Source organism: Acinetobacter sp. AOR41_HL, assembly GCF_027854645.1.
Lineage (GTDB): Bacteria > Pseudomonadota > Gammaproteobacteria > Pseudomonadales > Moraxellaceae > Acinetobacter > Acinetobacter nosocomialis.
In genome coordinates, this window is record NZ_JAKTHZ010000019.1 from 58,921 (window position 1) to 82,972 (window position 24,052).

The 24,052-nt window shown below is 37.3% G+C and carries 24 protein-coding genes and 1 pseudogene; 13 read left to right on the forward strand and 12 right to left on the reverse strand.

Features of this window, described 5'->3' with window-relative positions:
• The first annotated feature begins 85 nt into the window (after positions 1-85).
• Together MKL35_RS06035 and MKL35_RS06040 are read left to right on the forward strand one after the other, a co-directional pair.
• The gene (locus MKL35_RS06035; RefSeq protein WP_002049957.1) at positions 86-436 is read left to right on the forward strand and encodes a hypothetical protein; all 351 of its coding nucleotides are present in this window, start codon (positions 86-88) and stop codon (positions 434-436) included.
• Positions 437-503: 67 nt separating this feature from the next.
• A complete protein-coding gene (locus tag MKL35_RS06040; RefSeq protein WP_270913120.1) occupies positions 504-716 on the forward strand; it encodes a hypothetical protein in 213 nt (70 codons plus the stop codon).
• A 45-nt stretch (positions 717-761) separates the two neighbouring features.
• Here MKL35_RS06040 and bioB read toward each other — a convergent pair whose 3' ends face one another.
• Positions 762-1,751: a biotin synthase BioB gene (gene bioB, locus MKL35_RS06045; protein ID WP_002049782.1), complete on the reverse strand. Its 990-nt coding sequence runs from the start codon at positions 1,749-1,751 to the stop codon at positions 762-764.
• Between the two features lie 87 nt (positions 1,752-1,838).
• Positions 1,839-2,939, reverse strand: a complete 1,101-nt coding sequence (queG, locus tag MKL35_RS06050) for a tRNA epoxyqueuosine(34) reductase QueG (protein ID WP_002049834.1) — start codon at positions 2,937-2,939, stop codon at positions 1,839-1,841.
• Between the two features lie 29 nt (positions 2,940-2,968).
• Here queG and MKL35_RS06055 point away from each other — a divergent pair, with 29 nt between their 5' ends.
• On the forward strand, positions 2,969-4,432 hold the full coding sequence (locus tag MKL35_RS06055; RefSeq protein WP_032011273.1) for a bifunctional ADP-dependent NAD(P)H-hydrate dehydratase/NAD(P)H-hydrate epimerase: 1,464 nt from the start codon (positions 2,969-2,971) through the stop codon (positions 4,430-4,432).
• A gap of 4 nt (positions 4,433-4,436) precedes the next feature.
• Here the strand turns inward: MKL35_RS06055 and ruvC are convergent, their stop codons facing one another.
• Entirely contained in the window at positions 4,437-4,982 is a 546-nt protein-coding gene (gene ruvC / locus MKL35_RS06060; RefSeq protein ID WP_002050094.1) for a crossover junction endodeoxyribonuclease RuvC, read from the reverse strand.
• 229 nt (positions 4,983-5,211) lie between these two features.
• Between ruvC and MKL35_RS06065 the strand changes: the two genes are divergently transcribed.
• The 3 genes from MKL35_RS06065 (at position 5,212) to MKL35_RS06075 (ending at position 7,320) form a co-directional block, all read left to right on the forward strand.
• Positions 5,212-5,805 carry a helix-turn-helix domain-containing protein gene (locus tag MKL35_RS06065; protein ID WP_016805413.1) on the forward strand — a complete coding sequence of 198 codons (594 nt, stop codon included), beginning with the start codon at positions 5,212-5,214 and terminating at the stop codon, positions 5,803-5,805.
• A complete protein-coding gene (locus tag MKL35_RS06070) occupies positions 5,802-6,347 on the forward strand; it encodes a GNAT family N-acetyltransferase (RefSeq protein ID WP_032011270.1) in 546 nt (181 codons plus the stop codon). The genes MKL35_RS06065 and MKL35_RS06070 overlap by 4 nt, the downstream gene beginning before the upstream one ends.
• A gap of 412 nt (positions 6,348-6,759) precedes the next feature.
• Positions 6,760-7,320, forward strand: coding sequence for an FxsA family protein (locus MKL35_RS06075; RefSeq protein WP_017392880.1), 561 nt, complete (start codon positions 6,760-6,762; stop codon positions 7,318-7,320).
• 71 nt (positions 7,321-7,391) lie between these two features.
• Here the strand turns inward: MKL35_RS06075 and MKL35_RS06080 are convergent, their stop codons facing one another.
• On the reverse strand, positions 7,392-7,580 hold the full coding sequence (locus MKL35_RS06080) for a hypothetical protein (RefSeq protein WP_017392879.1): 189 nt from the start codon (positions 7,578-7,580) through the stop codon (positions 7,392-7,394).
• A 258-nt stretch (positions 7,581-7,838) separates the two neighbouring features.
• Between MKL35_RS06080 and MKL35_RS06085 the strand changes: the two genes are divergently transcribed.
• Positions 7,839-8,087: a hypothetical protein gene (locus MKL35_RS06085; protein WP_004702072.1), complete on the forward strand. Its 249-nt coding sequence runs from the start codon at positions 7,839-7,841 to the stop codon at positions 8,085-8,087.
• Positions 8,088-8,208: 121 nt separating this feature from the next.
• On the opposite strand, the gene metK is transcribed toward MKL35_RS06085, so the two are convergent.
• A complete protein-coding gene (gene metK, locus MKL35_RS06090; protein WP_002049844.1) occupies positions 8,209-9,375 on the reverse strand; it encodes a methionine adenosyltransferase in 1,167 nt (388 codons plus the stop codon).
• A 524-nt stretch (positions 9,376-9,899) separates the two neighbouring features.
• Here metK and tkt point away from each other — a divergent pair.
• The 3 genes and pseudogenes from tkt to MKL35_RS06105 all read left to right on the forward strand — a co-directional run bounded on the left by tkt (position 9,900) and on the right by MKL35_RS06105 (position 13,012).
• Positions 9,900-11,888 (forward strand): transketolase, encoded by a 1,989-nt coding sequence (tkt, locus tag MKL35_RS06095; RefSeq protein ID WP_032011266.1) that lies wholly within the window; start codon positions 9,900-9,902, stop codon positions 11,886-11,888.
• A 74-nt stretch (positions 11,889-11,962) separates the two neighbouring features.
• Positions 11,963-12,496 carry a DUF3916 domain-containing protein gene (locus MKL35_RS06100; protein WP_025466103.1) on the forward strand — a complete coding sequence of 178 codons (534 nt, stop codon included), beginning with the start codon at positions 11,963-11,965 and terminating at the stop codon, positions 12,494-12,496.
• Between the two features lie 17 nt (positions 12,497-12,513).
• A pseudogene (locus MKL35_RS06105) lies at positions 12,514-13,012 on the forward strand (hypothetical protein).
• Positions 13,013-13,028: 16 nt separating this feature from the next.
• On the opposite strand, the gene MKL35_RS06110 reads toward MKL35_RS06105, so the two are convergent.
• On the reverse strand, positions 13,029-13,439 hold the full coding sequence (locus MKL35_RS06110) for an OsmC family protein (protein ID WP_032011263.1): 411 nt from the start codon (positions 13,437-13,439) through the stop codon (positions 13,029-13,031).
• Between the two features lie 214 nt (positions 13,440-13,653).
• On the opposite strand from MKL35_RS06110, the gene MKL35_RS06115 reads away from it, so the two are divergent.
• On the forward strand, positions 13,654-14,244 hold the full coding sequence (locus tag MKL35_RS06115) for a YceI family protein (protein WP_004709169.1): 591 nt from the start codon (positions 13,654-13,656) through the stop codon (positions 14,242-14,244).
• Between the two features lie 49 nt (positions 14,245-14,293).
• Here the strand turns inward: MKL35_RS06115 and MKL35_RS06120 are convergent, their stop codons facing one another.
• On the reverse strand, positions 14,294-14,884 hold the full coding sequence (locus MKL35_RS06120) for a lecithin retinol acyltransferase family protein (protein WP_032011262.1): 591 nt from the start codon (positions 14,882-14,884) through the stop codon (positions 14,294-14,296).
• A 187-nt stretch (positions 14,885-15,071) separates the two neighbouring features.
• On the opposite strand from MKL35_RS06120, the gene MKL35_RS06125 reads away from it, so the two are divergent.
• A complete protein-coding gene (locus MKL35_RS06125) occupies positions 15,072-15,818 on the forward strand; it encodes a phosphodiester glycosidase family protein (RefSeq protein WP_032011261.1) in 747 nt (248 codons plus the stop codon).
• A gap of 35 nt (positions 15,819-15,853) precedes the next feature.
• Here the strand turns inward: MKL35_RS06125 and MKL35_RS06130 are convergent, their stop codons facing one another.
• From MKL35_RS06130 to putA, 4 genes are all read right to left on the reverse strand, one after another.
• On the reverse strand, positions 15,854-16,084 hold the full coding sequence (locus MKL35_RS06130) for a hypothetical protein (protein WP_002050077.1): 231 nt from the start codon (positions 16,082-16,084) through the stop codon (positions 15,854-15,856).
• A gap of 248 nt (positions 16,085-16,332) precedes the next feature.
• Entirely contained in the window at positions 16,333-17,418 is a 1,086-nt protein-coding gene (trmA, locus tag MKL35_RS06135; RefSeq protein WP_032011259.1) for a tRNA (uridine(54)-C5)-methyltransferase TrmA, read from the reverse strand.
• A 106-nt stretch (positions 17,419-17,524) separates the two neighbouring features.
• A complete protein-coding gene (locus MKL35_RS06140) occupies positions 17,525-17,998 on the reverse strand; it encodes a GrpB family protein (RefSeq protein ID WP_004709162.1) in 474 nt (157 codons plus the stop codon).
• Positions 17,999-18,102: 104 nt separating this feature from the next.
• Positions 18,103-21,855: a trifunctional transcriptional regulator/proline dehydrogenase/L-glutamate gamma-semialdehyde dehydrogenase gene (gene putA / locus MKL35_RS06145; RefSeq protein WP_270913128.1), complete on the reverse strand. Its 3,753-nt coding sequence runs from the start codon at positions 21,853-21,855 to the stop codon at positions 18,103-18,105.
• A 124-nt stretch (positions 21,856-21,979) separates the two neighbouring features.
• On the opposite strand from putA, the gene MKL35_RS06150 reads away from it, so the two are divergent.
• On the forward strand, positions 21,980-22,468 hold the full coding sequence (locus MKL35_RS06150) for an Lrp/AsnC ligand binding domain-containing protein (RefSeq protein ID WP_001014235.1): 489 nt from the start codon (positions 21,980-21,982) through the stop codon (positions 22,466-22,468).
• A gap of 35 nt (positions 22,469-22,503) precedes the next feature.
• On the opposite strand, the gene putP is transcribed toward MKL35_RS06150, so the two are convergent.
• Entirely contained in the window at positions 22,504-23,994 is a 1,491-nt protein-coding gene (putP, locus tag MKL35_RS06155; protein ID WP_004709158.1) for a sodium/proline symporter PutP, read from the reverse strand.
• Between the last annotated feature and the right edge of the window lie 58 nt (positions 23,995-24,052).

The following is a 24,052-nucleotide window of genomic DNA, read 5'->3' on the forward strand; positions in this document are numbered from 1 at the left end:
TAATTATTTTTTTAAGAATTTTTTAAGGTTTAATTCCTAGTGTTTTAGTTGTGATTCAATAAAAGATCTTCTGGAGTTTGTTTCCATGAACAGCATGAAATACAGTTATAAACCGAATTATTTTTTCTTTGCTCATAAATTAGTCTTATTCTTAAAGGACTATTTACTTAAACATCCTACAGAACAGAACACGACGTTTAACTTACAAACAATTTATGATGTCTTTAGTCATGACTTAGCATCTAGCACAACGAATTTGGAAGGTATTTTAAATATTGTTGATGAGTATGTTTTAGAAACTGAAGAAGGGCTTTTGCCATTGATTAGTAGACACTCGATTAATTTAAAGAGCCATGTACTTTCTTTAGAGTTTTCACCTAAAGCGTTAAATAGCTTATTGTCAGGTCACTCATTAGTAAACCCTAAAGCGGCCTAAGGAAATTTCTTTTAAGCTTTGAATATCTCAGATAAAATTTACTTGGTTTTTTTTATTTGAGTTATTCATGAGCAAAGACTACAAAGCTTTGACTTATATCGCAGAAGAAAATATTTCAGATACCATTCTATGGCTTTTAAACCATCAAGATGTTTTTGAATCTTTTCAGTTTGATGTATTGAGCCAAGAATTATCGGTTACACATGCAGCAGGTAGGGATATTATTCGAGTTGGAACTTTCCTGAATGCTACTTATGGAATATTAGTAACTTCTGTATGAATAAAAAAGCCCTGAATGATCAGGGCTTTTTTATTCTTGATGCTGTTAAGCACTCATTGCATCTACTGATAAATCAGAAACAGTTGGCTTTGGCTTTTCAGCAGTTAAACCAAGTTTGTTAAATAATGCTTGGTCTTTACCTTCACCTGCATTTGGAGTGGTAAGCAATTTATCACCCGAAAACAGTGAATTTGCACCTGCCATAAATGCTAAAGCTTGATCTGAATCACTTAAAGATTCACGACCAGCAGATAAACGAATATAACTATGCGGCATAACAATACGTGCTACCGCAATAGTGCGGATCCATTCAATAACATCTAGTTTTTCAACATCAGCTAGAGGTGTACCTTCAATTGGTACAAGCATGTTAATTGGCACAGATTCTGGGTGAATAGGTAAGGTTGCTAACTCGTGTAATAAACCGATTCGATCTTCACGGCTTTCACCCAAACCAACAATACCACCACTACATACTTTCATACCTGCTTGGCGTACATAATCCAAAGTATTCAAACGGTCATCAAAAGTACGTGTGCTAATAATGTGAGAATAGTACTCACGAGAAGTATCTAAGTTATGGTTGTAATAATCTAAACCAGCATCTTTTAGGCGTTCTGCTTGTGATTGGTTAAGCATACCTAATGTCATACAGGTTTCCATACCTAATGCTTTAACTTCACGTACCATTTCTAAAACATATGGCATATCGCGTTCATGTGGGTTACGCCAAGCAGCACCCATACAAAAACGAGATGAACCTGAATCTTTTGCAGCTTTTGCTTCGCTAATTACTTTTTCAACAGCAATACGTTTTTCTGCTTCTAATTTTGAATCGTAATGTGCAGATTGAGAGCAATATTTGCAATCTTCAGGACATTTACCCGTTTTAATCGATAAAAGGGTGCTGACCTGAATTGTATTGGCAGTGAAGTGCTCACGGTGTACTTGCTGAGCCTTAAAAACTAAATCCAAAAAAGGTTGTTCATATAGAGCTTGGATTTCTTCACGAGTCCAATCATTACGTAGAGTCATTGTCATATCCATGATGATGGCATTAATTCACTGTACATAATCATACAGAATTCGTATTAAAGCTATAGGGCAAAAAACATCATTTTTTTAATTTGATAGCTGAAGTTGATTAAGTTGCTGTTCAATTGCCCAATCAATATGCACATTGACGATTTCGTCATGTAAATTTTTGCCTTTGTGTAGCTGATCTACAATTTCTTTTGAGTACGGTGCATTGCCTAAACCGATAGCAATATTGCGCTTAAATGACTGATAACCTGTGCGTCGTATTGGACTACCTTCTGTATTGGCTAAAAAAGTAGCTTCATCCCACTGCCAGATATCAAGCAGACTAATATTATCTAAACCATGTCTAGGGTTAAAGTCAGTAATAGAAGCTGTCTTAGCAAAGCTATTCCACGGGCAAATTAATTGACAGTCATCACAACCAAATATTCGGTTACCAATACCTGCACGTAATTCTTCATCAATAATTCCCTTATATTCGATTGTTAAATAAGCAATACAGCGTCTAGCATCTAACATATAAGGTTCGACAATCGCTTGAGTTGGGCAAATATCAATACAAGCACTACAAGAACCACAGTGAGATGTTGCAGGTTCATCAAAAGGTAAGTCGAGTGATGTAAATAGTTCACCTAAGACAAAGAAAGAACCTGACTTTTTATGAATGAGCAAAGTATGTTTACCTGTCCAGCCCATTCCAGCACTTTCAGCTAATGATTTTTCAAATATCGGCGCGGAGTCTGCAAAAGGGCGAGATTCAAAATCTCCCACTTTTTCACGTATACGTGTAGCTAATGTTTTTAATCTGCCACGCATCACCTTATGGTAATCACGACCACGAGCATAACGAGCGATAATCGCAGAGTTGGGTTCAAAAGGTACATATCTTGGCTTTGGTGATTCCACCAAATAATTCATACGCACGCAAATAATACTTTTTGTGCCGGGAACTAATAGAGTCGGATCAGCCCGCTTTTCCAAATTTTCTTCTAGGTATGTCATATCTGCATGATAACCACGTTCAAGGTACTCTAAAAAACGTGGCATTTGCTCTTGAGCATCTGGTTTTGCAATGACACAATCAGCAAAACCCAAGTCTAATGCTTGAGCTTTGATCCATGCTTTTAATTCATGTGGATCAATTTGTTGCACTGCAATGCGTGATGTGTTGGAAGATGTCATAAAACCGAAAAATGCAAGAGGATAAGAAGATGCAGGCAGTAGTTTACCATAGCCAAGATATCCAGGCATGGGAGCAACGTTGGTTTGCTGCGCAAAACTCATCATTAGGCTTAATGCAACAAGCAGCTTGGTCAATCACTCAACAACTCATTGTACTTTTTCAAAACCAAGATATTAAGAATATAGCTGTTTGGTGTGGACAAGGTAATAACGCTGGTGATGGCTACTTTATAGCAAGTTATCTCAAGGAAGCAGGGTTATATGTTGAAATATTTGCGGCCGAATTGGGCGAGTCAGCCGATTTACACCATGCTGCCCATTTTGCTAAGGCAAATCACGTCCAAATACATCAAGGTTTTGAGGTACACAGAACATTTGATTGTCATATTGATACGTTATTTGGGATTGGTTTAAATCGAGAGTTAAATGATTATTGGCAACATTCTATTCAACAGTTTAACGAGCAAGCTGGGTTAAAAATTTCAATTGATATACCAAGTGGCTTACATGCAAATACAGGACGAGTCTTACCTTGTGCTGTAAGGGTTGATTATACATTTACTGTTTTAGGGCTTAAAGCAGGATTATTTACAGGCCAAGGTAAAGAGTATGCGGGGCAAATTCATTTAATTAATTTAATTCCAGTAGATCAAGACCTAAAGCCTCTTGCTTACTTGACGCCAACACATATCAGACTTCCTAAACGTTTGGCTTTTGGTCATAAGGGAAGTTATGGACATGTTTTGGTGATAGGTGGTCATGAGCAAATGGGCGGGGCTGTCATTATGGCTGCTGAAGCTGCCTTTCATGCAGGAGCAGGCAAAGTTACGGTAGTTTGTCACCGAAACCATCATCAGGCTATTTTGTCGAGAGCTCCTAATATTATGCTTCGTGACATTAATAATTTCGATGAAAACAGTATTAAAGAGATTTTATCTCAGGTTGATGCAGTATGTTTTGGCATGGGCTTAGGGCGTGATGAATGGGCACAGCAAATCTATCAACAGTGGTTCGATTATTTAAATCATGACTCACATTTGGAAGTTGTATTAGATGCAGATGCACTATGGTTTCTTGCCAAACAACCTAAAAAATTGGGTGCACATATTTATGCAACTCCACATCCTGGAGAAGCCGCTACTTTATTGGATTGTTCTACAGCGAAAATTGAAAATGACCGAATTGCTGCTATTTATGCGTTGCAACAAAAATATGCGGCTCAATGGGTGCTGAAAGGTGCGGGCAGCTTAATTTTAGAGAATAAGTTATATATTTGTACCCAAGGTAATGCTGGTATGGGAACTGGCGGCATGGGAGACATATTAGCGGGTATGATCGCAAGCTTAAAAGCCCAGTTCCACAAAGGTATTGCATTACATGAGATTGTAACTCTTCATGCTCAGGCAGGGGACCAACTGGCAAAAAACGGAATACGTGGTTTACAAGCTTATGAAATGAATCAGGCAATTACTCGAGTAGTAAATAATCAATAAAGCTTTAACGTCTACGGCTACTCGAACGGCTGCGTCCACGTGCCATACCACCTAAAGCATTCAAGACAGAAAGTTTACTCATACTTCCTGAAGCATGGGCATGGCAAATCGCAGCAGCAAGAGCATCGGCTGCATCGGCTTGAGGTTTAATAGTTAGGTTGAGTAAACGCATGACCATCATTTGTACTTGCTCTTTATCGGCAGCACCATAACCCACTACGGATTGTTTTATTTGTCGGGCTGTATATTCTGCAACTTGTAAATCTAAATTAACTAAGGCGGCTATTGCAGCTCCTCGGGCTTGCCCTAGTTTTAAAGCAGAGTCCGGATTTTGTGCCATAAAAACTTGTTCAACCGCAGCTTCAGTTGGGCCATGAAATTTTACAATTCGCTCAACACCAGCAAAGATACGTTTTAAGCGCTCAGGCATTTCTTGAGTTTCCGTTCGGATTGTACCAGCATCGACAAAACGCAGTTTACTACCATCTTTTTCAATGATTCCGTAACCTGTTAAGCGTGAACCTGGGTCAATTCCAATAATCAATGCCATGTGTAGACTTACATAAATAGTTTAAAGAGTATTGTTGCATAGCCAAAAAGGTTCTGCATAAGTAATTTATCCAATCCTGATATAAATGGTTATTTTTCGATTTCTAACCCTACTGATGTATATTTTGTTAGGTACTTTTTGGGCCTTAATCGTAATTGGTCTAAGATCACTTGATGTAATTCTAGTTTAATGGAATACTTATCTATAAATATGGAATTGGGTCTGGTCGATGGATGATATCAACATCAGGATTGCACATCGAATAAGGGAGCTGCGTTTAGCACGTGGATATACTTTGGATGTGCTAGCTGCCCGATGCCAAGTTAGCCGTTCAGCTATTTCTTTAATTGAAAGAGGGGAAACGAGTCCAACGGCAGTTGTTCTTGAAAAACTAGCCAATGGTCTAGAAGTACCTTTAACTAAAATTTTTACGAACGAAACAACTAGTCCATCTCCTCAACCATTTATTCGCCGAAATGAACAAGCTGAGTGGCAAGATCCGGAAACTGGATATGTTCGCCGTATTGTCTCACCACCAAATTTAAAACTACCATTTCAAATTGTTGAAATTGAATTCCCTCCTCACGCTCGAATTACGTATGAAATTAGTGAAAGCTCTAAAGTAGTACAACAGCAACTGTGGGTAGTTGAAGGGCAAATTGATATTCAACTGGGCAAAAACTCTTATGCATTGGGCGAAGGGGATTGCTTAGCTATGCAATTAGATCAACCCGTCATATATAGCAATAATTCATCACAAGTCGCTCGCTATATTTTGGTCGTCTCTAATCAACTCGTGTCTGCTCTTAAGGAATCTTCATGAACTATTCCCTCGATTCTAATTTTCGTTTAATTGATTGTAATGAAGCAGAACATGCGGCAGCTATATTAGAGATTTTAAATGAGGCAATTGTTAATTCTACAGCATTGTATGACTATGTACCGCGTTCGCTTGATTCAATGAAAACTTGGTTTTCGGTAAAAACCGGAAATAGTTTTCCTGTAATCGGGGCTGTAGATGAGTCAGGTAAGTTATTAGGATTTGCTAGTTGGGGAGCTTTCAGAGCTTTTCCGGCTTATAAGTATACGGTTGAGCATAGTATCTATATTCATCATGAACATCGGGGCTGTGGTTTAAGTAAAGTTTTAATGCAAGCGTTAATTCAGCGGGCTCAAGAGGCTCAGATTCATGTATTGATTGGTTGTATTGATGCGACAAATCAAGCCAGTATTGGGCTCCACGAAAAACTCGGGTTCACACATGCAGGTACTTTTAAACAGGTAGGCTTTAAATTTGGACACTGGTTAGATGCTGCATTTTATCAGCTAATTTTAAATACACCATTTGAACCAGTGGATGGATAAATTATTGAATTTTTGGGTAGACAACGGCTCAGTTCAAAGTAAGAAAATTTGAACTGAGTCATAGCAAGGATTTATAAAATACCTAATAGTTCTAATCTCTTTTCATGTAAAACCACCTATTTCATATAATAAAAGAGCTCAATTTATGAAAAAATTGCAATCTTGTAGAAAAAACACTTGATAAAGTTGTTATAGCACTCATTAATAATAAAGTATGGCTATTTTATTAATTTAAATCAGTCTTATTGATAGTATTGCAGCATTTGGGTTTAGCCATGTTTTTAGGTTAAAAGAAAACATTGCCTAAGCTTCACTACAAGCTCTTTAATCCGTATTTTCAACTGAAAATGGTTCATGGATTAGATAGCTAAAACTGCAATGAATTTTCTTTTTGAGATAGATAAAGTTTTACATGAATTTACTTCTTATTGTGGTTCTGGGCGCGATTGTTGAAATTGCCGTATGGATTGGCGTAGCACAGTTCATCAGTGGATGGTATGTGTTTTTCTGGTTCATTATTGCTTTCTTTATTGGTCTTACGCTTATTCGCAAAAGTACGGCTGGTATTATGCCGCAATTACAACAAATGCAGATGACCGGGCAATTAGGTAGTGATCCGACCGTAACTAAAAAACTAGCATATGCTTTTGCTGGTTTTTTATTGATGGTCCCTGGTCTGGTATCTGATGTGTTAGCGCTTTTAATTCTAATTCCAGGCGTGCAAACTGCGTTTCGTAATATCGCAATGAGAACACTTGCAAAGCGTCAGCAAGCAATGATGGAAAAAATGATGGGTGGCATGGGCGGAGCAGGTGCTGGTCAAAACCCATTTGCTGATTTAATGCGTCAAATGCAGGATATGCAGAACTCACAAGGTGGCAGTCAATACCGTGGTGATTCCAGCATTATTGATGGCGAAGCGAGAGAAGTTACCCCAGACCATAAGAAAATTGAACATAAAAATAAGGATTGATTAATTCCTTATATAAAAATAAAAGGCCTAAATCTTAAATGATTAGGCCTTTTTTAATATTCTATCGATTATTAATTTGAACAATCAGCATTCTCTGTTCCAGCTTGAGCTATTACAGTTGAATTTTCTTCTGACTTCGTCTGAGGTTGATACTTGTTTGAAGGTAGAGCTGTCTGCTTGTTTTCAGATTGTTGATATTTCCGGCTTCTATTGGCTCTTTCACGAAAGCCACCTTTATTAATGAGCTGGGTGTGTGACATGGATTGGCCTAGAAAATGAATTATTCATGTATTTTAACAAATTCAGCAAAATATCAAAATAAGAAAAATAGTACAGAAAAAATAATATTTAATTTATCTCATTGTATAAACTAAATTTTTTAAAAATGAACGCATTGTTCATTCAGATTGAATTCTCTTTTCATTTCACATAGGATAAATATAAAGGATGTATAAATTAAAAATTGTAGCAAACCTATTAAAACAACAACGGTTGAAGTGAGGGAAGGAGGGTTACCTATGCTATATCAATATCATTGTGCGTGTTGTGACAAAGTTGTGGCATCAACTGACAAATCATGTCCATATTGTGGTTCACATCATATTCGTAGTCCTTATGGATTATGGATGTTTTGTGTGATGGCTTGTTTGGCAGTAGTTGTTGTATTCAAAGTTGTCCATATTTATATTCAAAATCATCAGGATACACCTACCCAATCGACTTTATTAGATGTACTAAATGAAGGTGATAAAACTACGAAACAGTAGTAGTGCTTAATTTGCTACATACTTTTAAATAATGTGTGTTGGAAAGTTTATTGCTTAATTTTAACAAAATATAAAAAATAATAAAAAAGCCCGCATTAAGCGGGCTTTTAATATATAGGGCTTAAAGGCCCGCAGCATCTTTAAGTACTTCAACTTTGTCAGTTTTTTCCCATGTGAATGCAGAATCTGAACCTTCACGACCAAAATGACCGTAAGCAGCTGTCTGTTTATACATTGGTTGAATTAAGTTAAGCATACGAGTAATACCAAATGGACGTAAATCAAAATGCTCACGTACTAATTGGATAATTAACTCATCAGAAACTTTTGCAGTACCAAAAGTATTGATTGAAATAGAAGTTGGTTCTGCAACACCAATTGCATAACTCACCTGAATTTCACATTTGTCAGCAAGACCAGCCGCAACAATATTTTTAGCAACATAACGACCAGCGTATGCAGCTGAACGGTCTACTTTAGATGGATCTTTACCAGAGAATGCACCACCGCCGTGACGAGCCATACCACCATAAGTATCAACAATGATTTTACGACCTGTTAAACCACAGTCGCCTACAGGGCCACCGATAACAAACATACCAGTCGGGTTAATATGGAATTTAGTGGCTGCATGGAACATTTCAGCAGGGATGATCGGTTTGATAATTTCTTCAATTACAGCTTCTTTAAGCTGAGTTTGAGTAATTTCAGGATCATGTTGAGTAGAAAGTACTACTGCGTCTAAACGTACAGGCTTGCCATTTTCATACGCAAAAGTAACCTGACTTTTTGCATCTGGACGTAACCATGGTAATGCACCTGAACGACGAAGCTCAGCTTGACGCTCCATTAAACGGTGAGCATAAGAAATAGGAGCTGGCATAAGCACGTCAGTTTCGCGACTTGCATAACCAAACATTAAACCTTGGTCACCAGCACCTTGATCTTCAGGTTTTTGGCGATCTACACCTTGTGCAATCTCAGGTGACTGTTTACCAATCATGTTGATTACGGCACAAGTTGATCCATCAAAGCCTAGATCTGAATGGTGATAACCGATACCGTTAACAGTTTGGCGAACTACAGCTTCTACATCAATATTAGCAGTTGTTGTGATTTCACCTGCAAGTACAACAGCGCCTGTTTTTACCAGTGTTTCACAAGCAACACGTGCGTATGGGTCTTCTTTTAAGATTGCATCCAAAATAGCGTCGCTAATTTGGTCGGCCATTTTATCGGGATGACCTTCGCTTACAGATTCCGAGGTAAAAACAGCGTACTCGCGCATGAAAGTCCTATCTTGGTTATTTCAAAAAGACATAATATGTTACATCGACTTGAGCTTGAGGACCAGTTCATACTGACTAAAAAGCATGAATTTATTTCATTTCTACTATGTTTTAATTGATAAGTGTATCAGGGAAATTGATATAGCTAGATAAAAATTAATTATTTTTATATAAAAAATTTAAAAAAATGTCTAAATTTTAAACATTTGATTTTATTAAATATTAACCAAAAAATTTAGACTATGAAGCGAAAGACTATAATTAAAGAGAATAAATATAACTTTATATGTTGATCAAAGCGGGATATCTCTACAATTGTTGAGGATAGAAGTACCCGTAAATAGTATTGTTTTACACAGCTTAAGAATATAAATGTTTTTTGAGTAACCAAGAAAAGGTTAAAAATAAAGAAATATACCGTGTTGGGGTTTACCCCTAGGCGTTTTTTTAAGACAATATAGCGGCATTGAATGGTTATTCATCATCTTCTTTTCATCAATCTATTAAAATTGGATTCTGATCTATGACGACCCCTTTAAACGAACGTCGTATTGCAAACGCAATTCGTGTATTGGCAATGGATGCTGTGCAACAGGCAAACTCAGGGCATCCAGGTGCTCCAATGGGGATGGCAGATATTGCTGATGTCGTCTGGCGCGAGTTTTTAAATCACAACCCAACTAATCCACAATGGGCAAACCGTGACCGTTTTGTTTTGTCAAATGGTCATGGTTCAATGTTGCAATATGCTTTGCTTCATTTAACAGGTTATGATCTTTCAATTGAAGATTTAAAACAATTCCGTCAATTGCACTCAAAAACTCCTGGTCATCCTGAATATGGTTATGCTCCAGGGATTGAAACAACGACTGGTCCTTTAGGACAAGGTATTGCAAACGCCGTTGGTTTTGCATTGGCTGAAAAAACTTTAGCTGCTCAATTCAATAAAGATGATTTAAAAGTAGTTGATCACTTCACTTATTGTTTCTTGGGTGACGGCTGTTTGATGGAAGGTATTTCTCACGAAGTATGTTCATTGGCAGGTACTTTACAGCTTGGTAAATTGATTGCTTATTATGATGACAACGGCATTTCGATTGATGGTGAAGTAGAAGGCTGGTTTAGTGATGATACTGAAGAGCGTTTCAAAGCTTATGGCTGGCAAGTTCTTCATGTAGATGGCCATGATGCTGATGCTATTCGTCAAGCAACAGTTGAAGCTAAAGCTGAAACTCAAAAACCAACGATTATTATTTGTAAAACAATTATTGGTTTAGGTTCTCCAAACAAACAAGGTAAAGAAGATTGTCACGGTGCGCCATTAGGTAAAGATGAAATTACCTTAACTCGTGAAGCTTTAGGTTGGACTGAAGAAGCATTTGTTATTCCTGCTGATGTATATGCTGCATGGGATGCTAAAGCAAAAGGTAATGAAGCTGAAGCAGCTTGGAATGAAGTATTTGCTCAATACCAAGCAAAATATCCTACAGAAGCAGCTGAGTTACTTCGTCGTATTAACGGTGATTTACCAGCAGAGTTTTCAGCTCAAGCAGATGCGTTTATTCGTGAGACAAATGCTAAAGCTGAAACTGTAGCAACTCGTAAAGCAAGTCAAAATACATTACAAGCATTTGGTCCTTTATTACCTGAATTATTAGGTGGTTCTGCGGACTTGGCTGGTTCTAACTTAACACTTTGGAAAGGTTGCCAAGGTGTTCAAGAAAACCCAGCTGGTAACTACGTGTACTATGGTGTACGTGAGTTCGGTATGACTGCAATTGCAAATGGTGTTGCATTACATGGCGGTTTCATTCCTTACGTGGCAACATTCTTAATGTTTATGGAATATGCGCGTAACGCAGTGCGTATGTCTGCATTGATGAAACAACGTGTAATTCATGTTTATACACATGACTCAATTGGTTTAGGTGAAGATGGTCCAACACACCAACCAATTGAACAAATTGCTTCTTTACGTGGTACACCAAACTTAAATACTTGGCGTCCTGCAGATACTGTTGAAACAGCAATTGCATGGAAATCTGCTTTAGAGCGTAAAGATGGCCCTACAGCACTTATTTTCTCTCGTCAAAACTTGCCATTCCAAACGCGTACTGAAGAACAAATTCAGAATGCAGCAAAAGGTGGTTATGTTCTTGCTCAAGAGAAAGGCGAGTTGAAAGCAATTATTATTGCTACTGGTTCTGAAGTTTCTTTAGCAATGGAAGCTTATGCTCAGCTTGAAGGTGTTCGAGTTGTTTCAATGCCATGTGCTGAAGAGTTCATGAAACAAGATGCTGCATACCGTGAGGCCGTATTACCAGCCCACATCCGTGCTCGTGTCGCAGTAGAAGCTGCTCATGTTGACTACTGGTGGAAGTTTGTTGGTCTTGATGGCAAAGTAATCGGTATGTCAACTTATGGTGAGTCAGCACCAGCGAAAGACTTGTTCCAATTCTTTGGTATTACAACTGAAGCTGTAGTAGCTGCAGTAAAAGAATTGACTGCTTAATGAATTAACTAAGCAGAAGAAAAAAGCGCTCTGATAGGGGCGCTTTTTTTATGATAGTTAAATGGAATATAAAAATGAGAAGGTTTGCATTATCAAATAAAAAAGAACGGGGAATTCCACGTAAATTAAGAAATCTTAAATATTGGAGTGAAAGTTTTAAAGGGTATTTCCCTGATTTAGACGGGTATGAAGAGCAATATTATAATTGGAAAATACCTGTAGCTATGAATCTAGTTCAGGGGAAGCATGCTCAACAAGAAATAAAGGCACAGTGTGTCCAGTATTTAATTAATGCATGTCAGTATTTAATTGAAGCAAAACCTCAAGGACTAATATTCTGCAAAGTGGTCTGTATAATTGTACAGCCAGATATGTTTGCGAGTGAGATTTGCTTATATTTGGATGAAGATTATTTTAATGTTCATACTTTGTCCGCAGATTCTTATGATCCCCAATATCTTTTAGCGGACAACCTAAGTTTGGCCAAAAATTGGAGACTACAAATACCTGATAACATGTATGAACAAGGTGTAAAAATCCGTAATACCGACTTAGAAGATAAAGCGGAGAATTATATCGCTGATCACTGGTACTTCATTGAAACTTGAAAGATTAAGATATTGTGATGAGAAAAGAATTTGAACTTCGTGTTTTTGAAGAAATCTTAAATGATATTAAATATGGCTATTTGAAAAATTTAAATAAAAAAGAAATGTTTTGGCAGTGTGCACAATATAATTTTTTATTTCGCGCATTAAAGGAAAGTTTCAAACATGAAAATGGTGACTCAGCATTTGGTGGCGATTATGCTTATCGTGTGCAGACTTATTTTGAAGAGACTATTCAAGCTCGGGTTAAATATCATTACATACCAAGTTGCGCGAAGTTAAAGGGCAAAATATTAGCATTTGATGTGCACTCATCAATGTTTGACGTTAGGTGAAAAAGAAACAGGTGGCTTTATAGATGGCTCTGATACACCACCTCCTGAATTTTGGATTCATTTCGATGGGGAAAATTTATATTCATTTATTCCAAATGAGCTCACAAATATTGTCGACTTAGCAATAGATATTTCAATGAGTGGCTCATTGGAATGGCACACGGATGTGATTGAAATTTAGTGTAAGGAAGGACCACTTACTCAATACTTAATTCACTCTGAATCGAAATATTCGAAGTCAATAACTTATGAATTGGGCAGCTTTCAGCAACTTTTAAAAGTCGTTTATGTTGATCTTCAGTAAATTCACCCTTTAGCGTAATTTTACGTTCAATATTATTTTGACCAGCTTCCGGATCACCATTTGGATTTAAAGCTAAATCGACTTGTACATGCTCAAGCTTAATTCCTTTGTGATTTGCATACATTTCTAGTGTAATTGTAGTGCAGGCGCCTAAAGCTGATAGTAAAAGCTGAACTGGATTTGGAGCTGTATCTTGTCCACCTTTATCAGTTGGTTCGTCTGCAAACCATTGATGACCTGACGAATCGGTAAGTGTTACTCGGTACGGAGTAGAAGTGCTTTGTGCTTGAACAGTGTTAGCCATGTTTTACCTTGTTATTTATCAATAAAATCGAAGTAAAAACCAATAAATCTGAAGGTTTCGGATAGAAAAATATCTATACTTTATAATATGGGTTTTGAATAACAACTGTAACGCTTTTATTGTTGCATGGATGAAACATATCGTTTTATAAAGAATAGTGAATTAAATTACTTGATGTATACACTAACGACTATATCAATAAAGGATACGAAAAATGCATCTTAAAACATTAAGCTTCGGTTTAGCAGTAGCGTTGGCAAGTACAGTTACATTAGCTGCACCAGTGGATTATAAAATTGACCCAACACATACAGCGACTGTTTTCTCATGGAACCACTTTGGTTTTTCAACTCCAAGCGCTAACTTCTCGGACATCCAAGGTGTAATTAAAGTTGATAATGCTAAACCAGCAAATTCTTCTGTAAATGTGACAATTCCTTTAAGCAGTGTAAATACAAACGTACCTGCTTTAGATAAAGAATTCCAACAAGAAGCTTGGTTTAATGCAGCTAAATACCCAAATATCACTTTCAAAAGTACGAAAGTAGAAACTAAAGATAAAAAACACTTCAAAATTACTGGTGACCTAACTGTTAAAGGCGTCACTAAGCCAGTTGTACTTGATGCTGTTTTAAACAAACAGGGTGAACACCCAATGGCAAAAGTTCCAGCGATTGGTTTCAATGCGACAACTTCATTCAATCGTTCTGATTTCGGTCTAGGCAACTATGTGCCTAATGTAGGTGATAAGATCACTGTAAACATTACGACTGAAGCAACGGCAGCTAGTGCAGCTAAAAAATAAGTTGTAAGTTTTCTAAAAAAGTCCTCAATCATGAGGACTTTTTTAATTATTAGATTGGTTCTTTTTTATCGGGTTCTATAAAAACTAAGGGTTGAGAAGGATCTACATTTCTTTTTTCGGCTTTTTCTCTTAAAAATTGATAAGTTGGAACTTTCATTTTTGCCTGATCACGTAATTTCTTTTTAATATAAAGAACAAGAGCAAAGCAGGTCGTTGCTACGGTCAGCATCATGCCATTCATATAACTCATGATCGAACTTACGTAACCAATGGTGGTTAAGCGATGCATCATACGCTCAACTTGAGTACTAGTTTCAATACCAGTGATTGCCCAACTGCATAAATGTTCACAATTATTAATGATTAAATGATAGTGGTTTTCGTGCATGCGTGAGCGCATACGTCGAACAACCACTTTTCCTTTGTAGCGTGGCGCATCATAAAAACGCACATGAATTTTTTTGCCATGAGAAAAGGCATCTAATGAAGTAATTTCAATGGGTCGTTTTTTGATGAAATGTGCTAGGCCTGAATAATGAATAACTCGACCTCTCCCAGCGTAAATACCATGATGGCTATAGCCGAGATGTTTTACAATAAGATGAGCCCCTAAAGGGTAGCGTTTATTTGTTTGTTGCATTTTCACGCTGATCCAATAAAGTTTTGATCACTTTTATTAAAAGCTGTTCACTATTATAACGAATATAGTTGTGCTCTAGTGTATTGTTTAGGTGGAATAAGCGCCTTTCGTGTATATATCACATCAAAGCATTTTATTTAATAAAGTATTGCTATGAACAGAAAATGACATATGAGGTTTGCCATTAATGAAAATACTCATGCTGTGTATTATTAATTTTATGGTCTTTGGGCAATCTGCTTTAGCAGAAGAGTATAGCCAAATGCAAAATGCTACCGATGATCAATTTGAAGTCATTGAAATTTCAAATTTAAATCAATTGCGCTTATTTTTGCAAAATCCAAAAACGAGTCAATATTATAAAAGCTTTGACAATATTCAAGGCCAACTCAAATCATGCGAACAGCTTACTTTTGCAATGAATGCAGGTATGTTTCATTCTGGCTTCTCTCCAGTTGGGCTATATATTGAAAATGGGCGAGAGAGCCAACCTTTAAATGAAGATAATGGATGGGGTAACTTCTTTTTGCAGCCTAATGGAGTTCTAGCATGGAATGACAAACAAGCTATTATACTGACAACTGAACAATATAAAGCAAAAGCTTTTCAACCCGAATATGCAACTCAATCTGGCCCTATGTTGCTGATTAATGGCAAAATAAATCCCTTATTTCTAGCAAATAGCGATTCAAAGAAAATACGTAATGGGGTAGGTATAAAAAATAATAAACTTTATTTTGTGATATCTAAAAATAGAGTGAATTTTTATAATTTTGCTGAATTTTTCCAAAAAGGTCTTAACGTAGAGCAGGCATTATACCTAGATGGTTCTATCTCTAGTTTGTATTTGCCTAAGAATAACCGTAATGATAGAAAATTTTATATGGGACCTATTATTGGTTTAGTCAGCCACACAAATTGTGAAGTCAAATAAAATACAAAAAAGCCAGTACATGACTGGCTTTATAATTAATGAATAGATGGTTTTTGAATGAGTTCATTTAACTCTTTACGGCTATACCCACGGGAAATAAGAACTTTTTTTATTCCCATAATGACATCTTCATCTGTTGCTTGTGCAAGCGCACTTAGAAGTTGTTCATTAGTTTTACATGAGCAGTCATTTTCAACACAAGCAGTTTGATTCTTATGCTCGTTATGCTGTTGATCTGCTAAGAACAGCTTTTGCCAAAAACTCATAGAGCCTTCATATACAACCTAACATAGATCGAAATATAGCCAAATTAAATTAAAATACAAGTCTCTATAAGTGATAAATCCACCAGTTGAACTAGAGAATTTTCGATAGTAATGGTTGAGTTAAACGAAATTATGACGAATAGATGACTTGATATTTTTTTTAAATTTAAATACTTAATTAAAAGATATTGAAAAATAAGGAGATATTTAACCTCCTTATAAAATAGAGTTACATTGAAAAATTTTGTTTAAATCTTCTCGAGCAATACACCTGATTCAACATGATGTGTATAAGGGAACTGATCGAACAAAGCAAACTTAGTCACTCGATGAGTTTTTGTGAGTGTTTTTAAATTTTCATATAAAGTGTCGGGATTACATGAAATGTAGATAATACGCTCAAAACCTTGCAAAAGTTTTAAAGTTTCATCATCAATTCCCGCACGCGGAGGATCTACAAATACGGTATCAAAGTCATAACTTTGAATATCAATATTTGCTTCTTGTAGACGGCGGAACTCGCGCTCACCTTGATAAGCTTGAGTAAACTCTTCAGCTGATAGGCGTGCTACCTGAATATTATCAATCTGGTTTTGTTCAATATTCCATTGAGCAGCATAAACTGATGATTTAGCAAGTTCGGTAGCAAGTACGCGTTCGAATTTTAGTGATAATGGAAGGGTAAAGTTACCGTTACCACAATAAAGTTCGAGTAAGTGTTTTTTCGAACCCTCAGCTGCATCACATGCCCATTGCAGCATTTTTTTGCAAACTTGTGCATTCGGCTGGGTAAAGCTACTTTCAATTTGTTTGTACTTGAATGTACGGTTTGAAAGTTCAAATTCTTCTACAACAAAGTCATCGCCAATAACAACTTTCTGACCTCGGCTACGACCCATAATTTTAATATTTAATTTTTCAGCAAGTGCTTTAGCTGATTGTTCCCACTCCTGATTAAGTTTACGGTGATAAATCAGGGTAACTAGCATTTCTCCACTAAGTGTTGCGAGAAAATCAACTTCAAATAAACGCTGTGAAAGTAAAGGCTCAGCTTTGAGTTCTGCTAAAAGGCGAGGCATTAAATCATTAATGCTTTTGTCTGCAATAGGAAACTCATCTATGCGGACAACTGTTTTTTGCTTATCTTCATCGTTACGTTCAAACATGGCATAGAACATATCATTTTCTGTATGCCAGATCCGAAATTCAGCACGCATACGGAAATGTTGTTCAGGTGATTCAAACACTTCTAATGTAGGAGGTGTAAATTCAGAAAATTGAGTAGTAATGCGATCAATTTTAGCTTGAAGTTGTTGACGATAAGAAGAGGTCATAGACAAAGAAAATTTAGACAGAATCAAATAGTGAATGGTATCAAAAAAATCGAGCTTGCAGGAGTCAATTTTAGTCAGATATTCATAAAGAAATAGGGTACTTAAATTAGAGATGATTTAAGACGCGGTTAATAAAATCTGATTTTATTGCTCTATATTGATCGGGATCTAAATGGCTACATTGTAATTTTAATTGATTATATTCATGCACCAACAGCGGTGAATCTATAAGCTTATTTCTAAATGTTAAGAAAAACGTAAATACTGAATCGGCTACTACAATTTGAAATGCAACTTCATCATCGTTCATTGATTCAAGCATGCAAAGCTCATGTGTCCTAAGGGTATTTTGTTTTTCTATAAAATTAAGTGTTTTTAATTGTTCTATTGCGAATTCAAATTGATCAGACATCACTTCAATATAAATGTCTAAATCACCTTTTGAAATCGCATTTGGGATTGCAGACGAACCAATATGTTCAATTTTGGCAAATGGTAAAAGGGAGGAGATATTCTTTTTATATGAGTTGAAAAGATGAACACAATTTTGTTGATATTGTTCTGGTTCTAAAAAGATCATTATGAAATTCGCTAATAGATAACATTTATATATTTAAAAAGAGATTACTCGATTAAACAAAAAAGCCCAAATACTGAAATTTGGGCTTTTCGATAAATTATCTGTTAATCCGACATAGTCATTAAGCTTGCATTGCCACCAGCCGCAGCTGTATTCACACTAATTGCACGCTCAATTACTAAACGTTCAAGTGGAATTGACTCGTTTGATTCAACATGTGTAATGCCTACAATTGCACCAGAGCGGCTTGCAATTTCTTGCTGTAATGAGAGAACCTCTTCACGGCTACCATGGTGCAAAACAGCATCAAAATCATCTGTAGTGATGTTTTTGATAGTCGTAATTGCATCAAGTACATCTTTTGGCAACGTTTGTTTATGTTTTGCCAACAATGGACTATTTGGCATTACAGCAGCTTGACTACCCACTGCAAAAATTGCGAGCAATTGATGTAATTGATTTTGTTCAGTGTCGGCAATTGAAAGTACACGGTGACGCGGCAAAATAATATATTGGTTACTTTCCCCAGTAGGGCCTTGTAACTCATAAAACTTGCCTACACCAAATGGTTCAATTTCACGACTTGCTTGTGGTAAATGTTGTTTCGCCCAGTTTTGTAAGCTTTGATAAACTTCACGGTTAAAGCCTTCAAAAATGGTTTGCTCATTTTTTACCGCAAATGGAGTTGCTAATACTTTGTTTGAACAATCCTGCATTAAGCGATACATGTAAAGAGGGCCACCCGCTTTAGGACCTGTACCAGATAAACCTTCACCACCGAATGGTTGAACGCCAACAACGGCTCCAACAATATTACGGTTGATATAAAGGTTACCAACTTCAGCATGTTGAATTACGGTTTGGATGGTTTCATCAATACGAGTATGTAGACCCATTGTTAAACCATAACCTTTAGCATTAATGCGTGAGATGAGTTGTTCAAGCTCACCATACTTATAGGTAATGATATGTAAAACCGGACCAAAAACTTCACGCTGTAAGTCATCGAGGTTAGGTAACTCAATTGCTGTTGGTACAACAAAAGTTCCTTTATCTAATTCAGTTTGGCTTGTCGCTCCAAACATTAATTGATGTACTGGATAGCCCTTAGACTTCATTTTTTGGATGTGCTGTTCAATCGTCTGTTTTGCTTCGTCATCAATAACTGGACCAATGTCAGTTTTTAAAATAGCAGGGTTGCCTACAATTAACTGTTGCATTGCACCTTTAAGCATTTTAATAACGGTTGCGGCACTATCTTCTTGTACACATAAAATACGCAAAGCAGAGCAACGTTGACCTGCGCTATCAAATGCAGAACTTACAACATCAAGTACAACTTGTTCAGTTAATGCAGATGAGTCCACAATCATTGCATTTTGGCCACCAGTTTCTGCAATGAGAGGAATAGATTGACCATTAGCAGCTAAACGTTTTGCAACTGTCTTCTGCAAAATTTTTGCAACTTCAGTCGAGCCAGTAAACATGATGCCATCAATGCGTCGATCTTGGCTAAGCTGAGCACCTACGGTTTCACCACGACCTGGTAATAACTGTACAGCACCATGTGGAATACCCGCTTCCCATAAAATTTGCACTGCTTGAGCTGCGATTAAAGGTGTTTGCTCGGCAGGTTTTGCAATAACGCAGTTACCACTAACTAGCGCTGCAGCAATTTGACCAGAGAAAATCGCAAGAGGGAAGTTCCAAGGGCTAATACAAAGTACAGTACCAAGTGGCTGAATGGTTGTATTGTTAGGAAGATTTTCAACCTGAGTTGCATAGTAACGTAAGAAATCTACAGCCTCACGAACTTCTGCAATGGCATTCGCATAAGTTTTACCACTTTCACGGCAAAGTAATACCATTAACTCTTGGATACGGCTTTCCATAAGGTCAGCTGCACGTTTTAAATATTGAGCGCGTTGATCTTTAGGTGTATTTGCCCACTCAATTTGTATTTGTTCAGCTGCATTAAGTGCAATTTCTACATCATTAAGATCAGCTTCTTGTACATAACCAACAATTTCATCATTTTGTGCTGGGTTTGTAATTGCAATAGAATGACCTTGTTTCGATAAATCGCTATTTCCTAATAATGGATGGCTCTGCCAAATACGGTTACGTAACTGTTGAGCTTTGTTATCTAAAGCTGCAAGCGGAGCGTCGTTTGCTAAATCATATCCTTTAGAATTTTTACGAAGTGTTCCATACATATCTAAAGGAAGAGGAATTGATGGGTGTTTTAAACCAACTGAACCTTCAAGCTTCGCTGCATTGCGTATATCGTAAATTGGAGACTGAATAAGGTCTTCAACTTTAAGTGTTTTATCGGCAATACGGTTAACGAATGAAGTATTCGCACCATTTTCGAGTAAACGACGAACCAAATAAGCTAACAAAGTTTCATGGTTACCAACAGGAGCATAAATGCGGCATGGCACGCCTAATTTATTTTGCTCACGTGGACCAACAACTTGTTCATAAAGTGGTTCACCCATACCATGTAGGCATTGGAATTCATATTGACCAGCATAATATTTGCTTGGGTCAGCTAAATGATAAATTGTTGCTAGTGTTTGAGCATTGTGAGTCGCAAATTGTGGATAGATGAACTCAGGCGCTGCAAGTAATTTTTTAGCACAAGCAATATAAGACAGATCTGTATGCACTTTACGTGTGAAGACAGGGTAGTCATCCATACCTTCGATTTGCGCTTTCTTGATTTCGCTATCCCAATATGCACCTTTTACAAGGCGAATCATGAGACGCTTTTGGCTGCGTTTAGCAAGATCAATAATATAATCAACTACGAAGAAACAGCGTTTTTGGTAAGCTTGAATAACGAATCCAATACCTTTCCAGTTCTCAAGTTCTGGCTCAAAACAAAGACGCTCAAGTAACTCAAGAGAAATTTCTAAACGTTCAGATTCTTCTGCATCGATATTTAAACCAATGTTGTACTGTTTAGCTAAACGAGCGAGTTCAAATACTTTGCCGTAGAGTTCTTTGTGAACACGTTCAATTTGCGCACGTTGGTAACGTGGATGTAAAGCAGAAAGCTTAATTGAGATACCAGGGCCATCATAAACGCCTTTACCATTAGATGCTTTACCAATTGCATGAATGGCTTGTGTGTAATCGTTAAAGTAGCGTTCAGCATCATGTTCGGTTAAGGCAGCTTCACCTAACATGTCATAAGAATAGCGGAAACCTTTATCTTCAAGTACTTTTGCGTGGTCGACAGCTTCTTCGATGGTTTCACCAGTTACAAACTGTTCACCCATCATGCGCATTGCTACATCAACTGCTTTACGAATAATGCCACGACCACTACGGGCTAACAGGCCAGTAAGTACACTTGAAAGACTGGTTTGCTTTGGTGTCTCCATAAGCTTACCGGTTAACATGAGGCCCCATGCTGCAGCATTTACAAACATTAAGCTACTTTGGCCAACGTGTTCTTTCCAGTTACCTTGATTGATTTTATCGCGAATGAGCAAATCACGTGTTGCTGTGTCTGGTATACGAAGCAAAGCTTCAGCAAGACACATCAAAGCCACGCCTTCTTGTGAAGACAGTGAGAATTCTTGTAATAACCCTTGAACAATACCCGCTTTACCCGAAGAGGTCTTACGTTCACGTAAATTATGGGCAAGGTTAAATGCAAGGTCATAAATTTTATGATCTAAATCATCAGATACCGCAGCAGCTTGTAATAGCTCTTCTACAGCTTCAGGTTCGGCACGACGCCAAGCTGTATTAATGCGTTGTTCAAACTCACTTTTATCGTTGAATTCGGTGATATAGCCTTGGTGAGATTTATCCATTTGATGAAAAGTATCCATTGTGTTCATATCTATTTCCGCCAACCAGCTCTCGTAAACTCATCTTGAGTAGAGAGGTTTAGATAATTTATCATTACAGAAGAAACACCGAATAACTCACTATATTTTGCCCATTTTTTAGAGGAAAATTCAGATGAATGGCCCCTTATTAAGCCTTGATCGTACAGATTTAAAAATTTTGGATATTCTTCAAACAGATGGGCGTATTTCCAACAGTAGATTGGCTGAACTTGTAAACCTATCTCCAACTGCAGTTATGGCCCGGGTGCAGAAGCTGACGAAGGATGAATTTATCTTGGGTTATGAAGCTAAATTAAATCCAGTTAAGTTAAATGCAAATTTTTTGGTTTTTGTTGAAGTCTTACTCGATAAAACAACACCCAATGTTTTAGATGAGTTTATTGACGCAGTAGTGCATTATCCAGAGATCGTTGAATGCCATATGGTTAGTGGCGGATTTGATTTTTTAATTAAATTACGAAGTGGCAGTATGGAAGAGTTTAGACGTATTGCTGGGCAGGTACTATGGCAATTACCAGGTGTGAAAGAAACGCGTAGCTACCCTGTGATGCAAGTTGTAAAAGATAGTTCAAAAATTAAAATCAAAACTAAAAATAAATAAAAAGGGGCCGAAGCCCCTTTTTATTTTATTCATTTTTATACACTTTCTTTATAGAGTTTATCAGCTTGTTCGAAGCGGTCAGTTACATCAGTATTTGGAGTTTTGCTAATCAAGCTCACTACGATGATGCTGATAAATGCACAGATAAAGCCAGGAATAATTTCGTAAACACCGGTGCTTGCGAAAAGATTTTTCCAACCAATTACAACAACTGCACCTACGATCATACCTGCTAAAGCACCTTCTAAAGTCATACGTTTCCAGAACAATGACAATATGATGAGTGGTCCAAATGCGGCACCAAAACCAGCCCACGCATAAGCAACAAGACCAAGAACTTTACTGTCAGGATTACCAGCGAGCACAATTGCCAGAACAGCAATTGCAAGTACCATGATACGGCCAACCCATACAAGCTCTTTTTGAGAAGCATTTTTACGGATGAAGCCTTTGTATAAATCTTCAGTTAGCGCACTTGAACATACCAACAGTTGACAGCTTAATGTACTCATAACCGCAGCTAAAATAGCAGCTAGGATGATACCGACAATCCATGGATTGAATAAAATTTTAGTCAATTCCATAAATACAGTTTCAGGGTTTTTACTTACAACACCTGCAAGTTCAGGATGTTGCTGGAAATACGCAATACCAAAGAAACCGGCACCGACTGCACCAACTAAACATAAAATCATCCAAGTCATGCCAATACGACGAGCAGCAGGAATTGATTTTACAGAGTCAGCAGCCATGAAACGTACAAGAATATGCGGTTGGCCAAAATAGCCTAAACCCCAAGCCATTGAAGATAAAACGGCCACCACACTTAAATCTGAAACGATGTTAAATGCATGTGGACGAGCAGTTTCAATAAGCGTTACAAACTGAGTTGTGTCGCCAATTGCAAGGTAAGTTACGATTGGGGTGAGCAAAAGGGCAAAAATCATTAAGCCCGCTTGGAAAGTATCAGTCCAGCTAATTGCCAAAAATCCACCAATACAAACATAACTGATTGTTGCAATAGCGCTTAACCAGATTGCAGTGGTATATGACATACCAAATAAATTTTCAAATAAACGAGCGCCAGCTACCATACCTGAGGCACAGTAAATTGCGAAGAAAACCAAGATAATAACGGCAGAGAAAATACGAAGAATCTTTTTCTTGTCATCAAATCGACTTGTAAAATAGTCGGGCAGAGTGAGTGCATTATTTTGGATTTCAGTATGAACGCGTAATCGACCAGCAACCAGTAACCAGTTAAGCCAAGCACCGATAATTAGACCAATTGCAATCCACGCTTCAGATAAACCAGAAAGATAAATCGCTCCTGGTAAGCCCATGAGTAACCAACCACTCATGTCTGATGCGCCTGCGGATAATGCAGTAACGAAACTGCCTAAACTACGACCACCAAGAATATAATCAGAGAAGTCGCTTGTAGCACGGTAGGCAAATAAGCCGATAAGTACCATTGCTACGATGTACACCATAAACATGATGAGGGTGGGATCAAAATAACTCATAATGGATGTGTGTCCTTATATCCATAATCCGTGATTGTAACCTAATCCAGGTCGCTGT

Coding starts and splice junctions, on each gene's coding strand:
- MKL35_RS06130 (WP_002050077.1), bottom strand. CDS start 16,084: ATGAGTTTTTGGCAAAAGCTGTTCTTAGCAGATCAACAGCATAACGAG.
- tkt (WP_032011266.1), top strand. CDS start 9,900: ATGACGACCCCTTTAAACGAACGTCGTATTGCAAACGCAATTCGTGTA.
- MKL35_RS06150 (WP_001014235.1), top strand. CDS start 21,980: ATGAATGGCCCCTTATTAAGCCTTGATCGTACAGATTTAAAAATTTTG.
- MKL35_RS06085 (WP_004702072.1), top strand. CDS start 7,839: ATGCTATATCAATATCATTGTGCGTGTTGTGACAAAGTTGTGGCATCA.
- MKL35_RS06055 (WP_032011273.1), top strand. CDS start 2,969: ATGCAGGCAGTAGTTTACCATAGCCAAGATATCCAGGCATGGGAGCAA.
- queG (WP_002049834.1), bottom strand. CDS start 2,939: ATGACATCTTCCAACACATCACGCATTGCAGTGCAACAAATTGATCCA.
- MKL35_RS06140 (WP_004709162.1), bottom strand. CDS start 17,998: ATGATCTTTTTAGAACCAGAACAATATCAACAAAATTGTGTTCATCTT.
- trmA (WP_032011259.1), bottom strand. CDS start 17,418: ATGACCTCTTCTTATCGTCAACAACTTCAAGCTAAAATTGATCGCATT.
- MKL35_RS06035 (WP_002049957.1), top strand. CDS start 86: ATGAACAGCATGAAATACAGTTATAAACCGAATTATTTTTTCTTTGCT.
- bioB (WP_002049782.1), bottom strand. CDS start 1,751: ATGACTCTACGTAATGATTGGACTCGTGAAGAAATCCAAGCTCTATAT.
- putP (WP_004709158.1), bottom strand. CDS start 23,994: ATGAGTTATTTTGATCCCACCCTCATCATGTTTATGGTGTACATCGTA.
- MKL35_RS06065 (WP_016805413.1), top strand. CDS start 5,212: ATGGATGATATCAACATCAGGATTGCACATCGAATAAGGGAGCTGCGT.
- MKL35_RS06125 (WP_032011261.1), top strand. CDS start 15,072: ATGAAAATACTCATGCTGTGTATTATTAATTTTATGGTCTTTGGGCAA.
- MKL35_RS06080 (WP_017392879.1), bottom strand. CDS start 7,580: ATGTCACACACCCAGCTCATTAATAAAGGTGGCTTTCGTGAAAGAGCC.
- MKL35_RS06040 (WP_270913120.1), top strand. CDS start 504: ATGAGCAAAGACTACAAAGCTTTGACTTATATCGCAGAAGAAAATATT.
- putA (WP_270913128.1), bottom strand. CDS start 21,855: ATGAACACAATGGATACTTTTCATCAAATGGATAAATCTCACCAAGGC.
- MKL35_RS06120 (WP_032011262.1), bottom strand. CDS start 14,884: ATGCAACAAACAAATAAACGCTACCCTTTAGGGGCTCATCTTATTGTA.
- MKL35_RS06075 (WP_017392880.1), top strand. CDS start 6,760: ATGAATTTACTTCTTATTGTGGTTCTGGGCGCGATTGTTGAAATTGCC.
- ruvC (WP_002050094.1), bottom strand. CDS start 4,982: ATGGCATTGATTATTGGAATTGACCCAGGTTCACGCTTAACAGGTTAC.
- MKL35_RS06100 (WP_025466103.1), top strand. CDS start 11,963: ATGAGAAGGTTTGCATTATCAAATAAAAAAGAACGGGGAATTCCACGT.
- MKL35_RS06115 (WP_004709169.1), top strand. CDS start 13,654: ATGCATCTTAAAACATTAAGCTTCGGTTTAGCAGTAGCGTTGGCAAGT.
- metK (WP_002049844.1), bottom strand. CDS start 9,375: ATGCGCGAGTACGCTGTTTTTACCTCGGAATCTGTAAGCGAAGGTCAT.
- MKL35_RS06070 (WP_032011270.1), top strand. CDS start 5,802: ATGAACTATTCCCTCGATTCTAATTTTCGTTTAATTGATTGTAATGAA.
- MKL35_RS06110 (WP_032011263.1), bottom strand. CDS start 13,439: ATGGCTAACACTGTTCAAGCACAAAGCACTTCTACTCCGTACCGAGTA.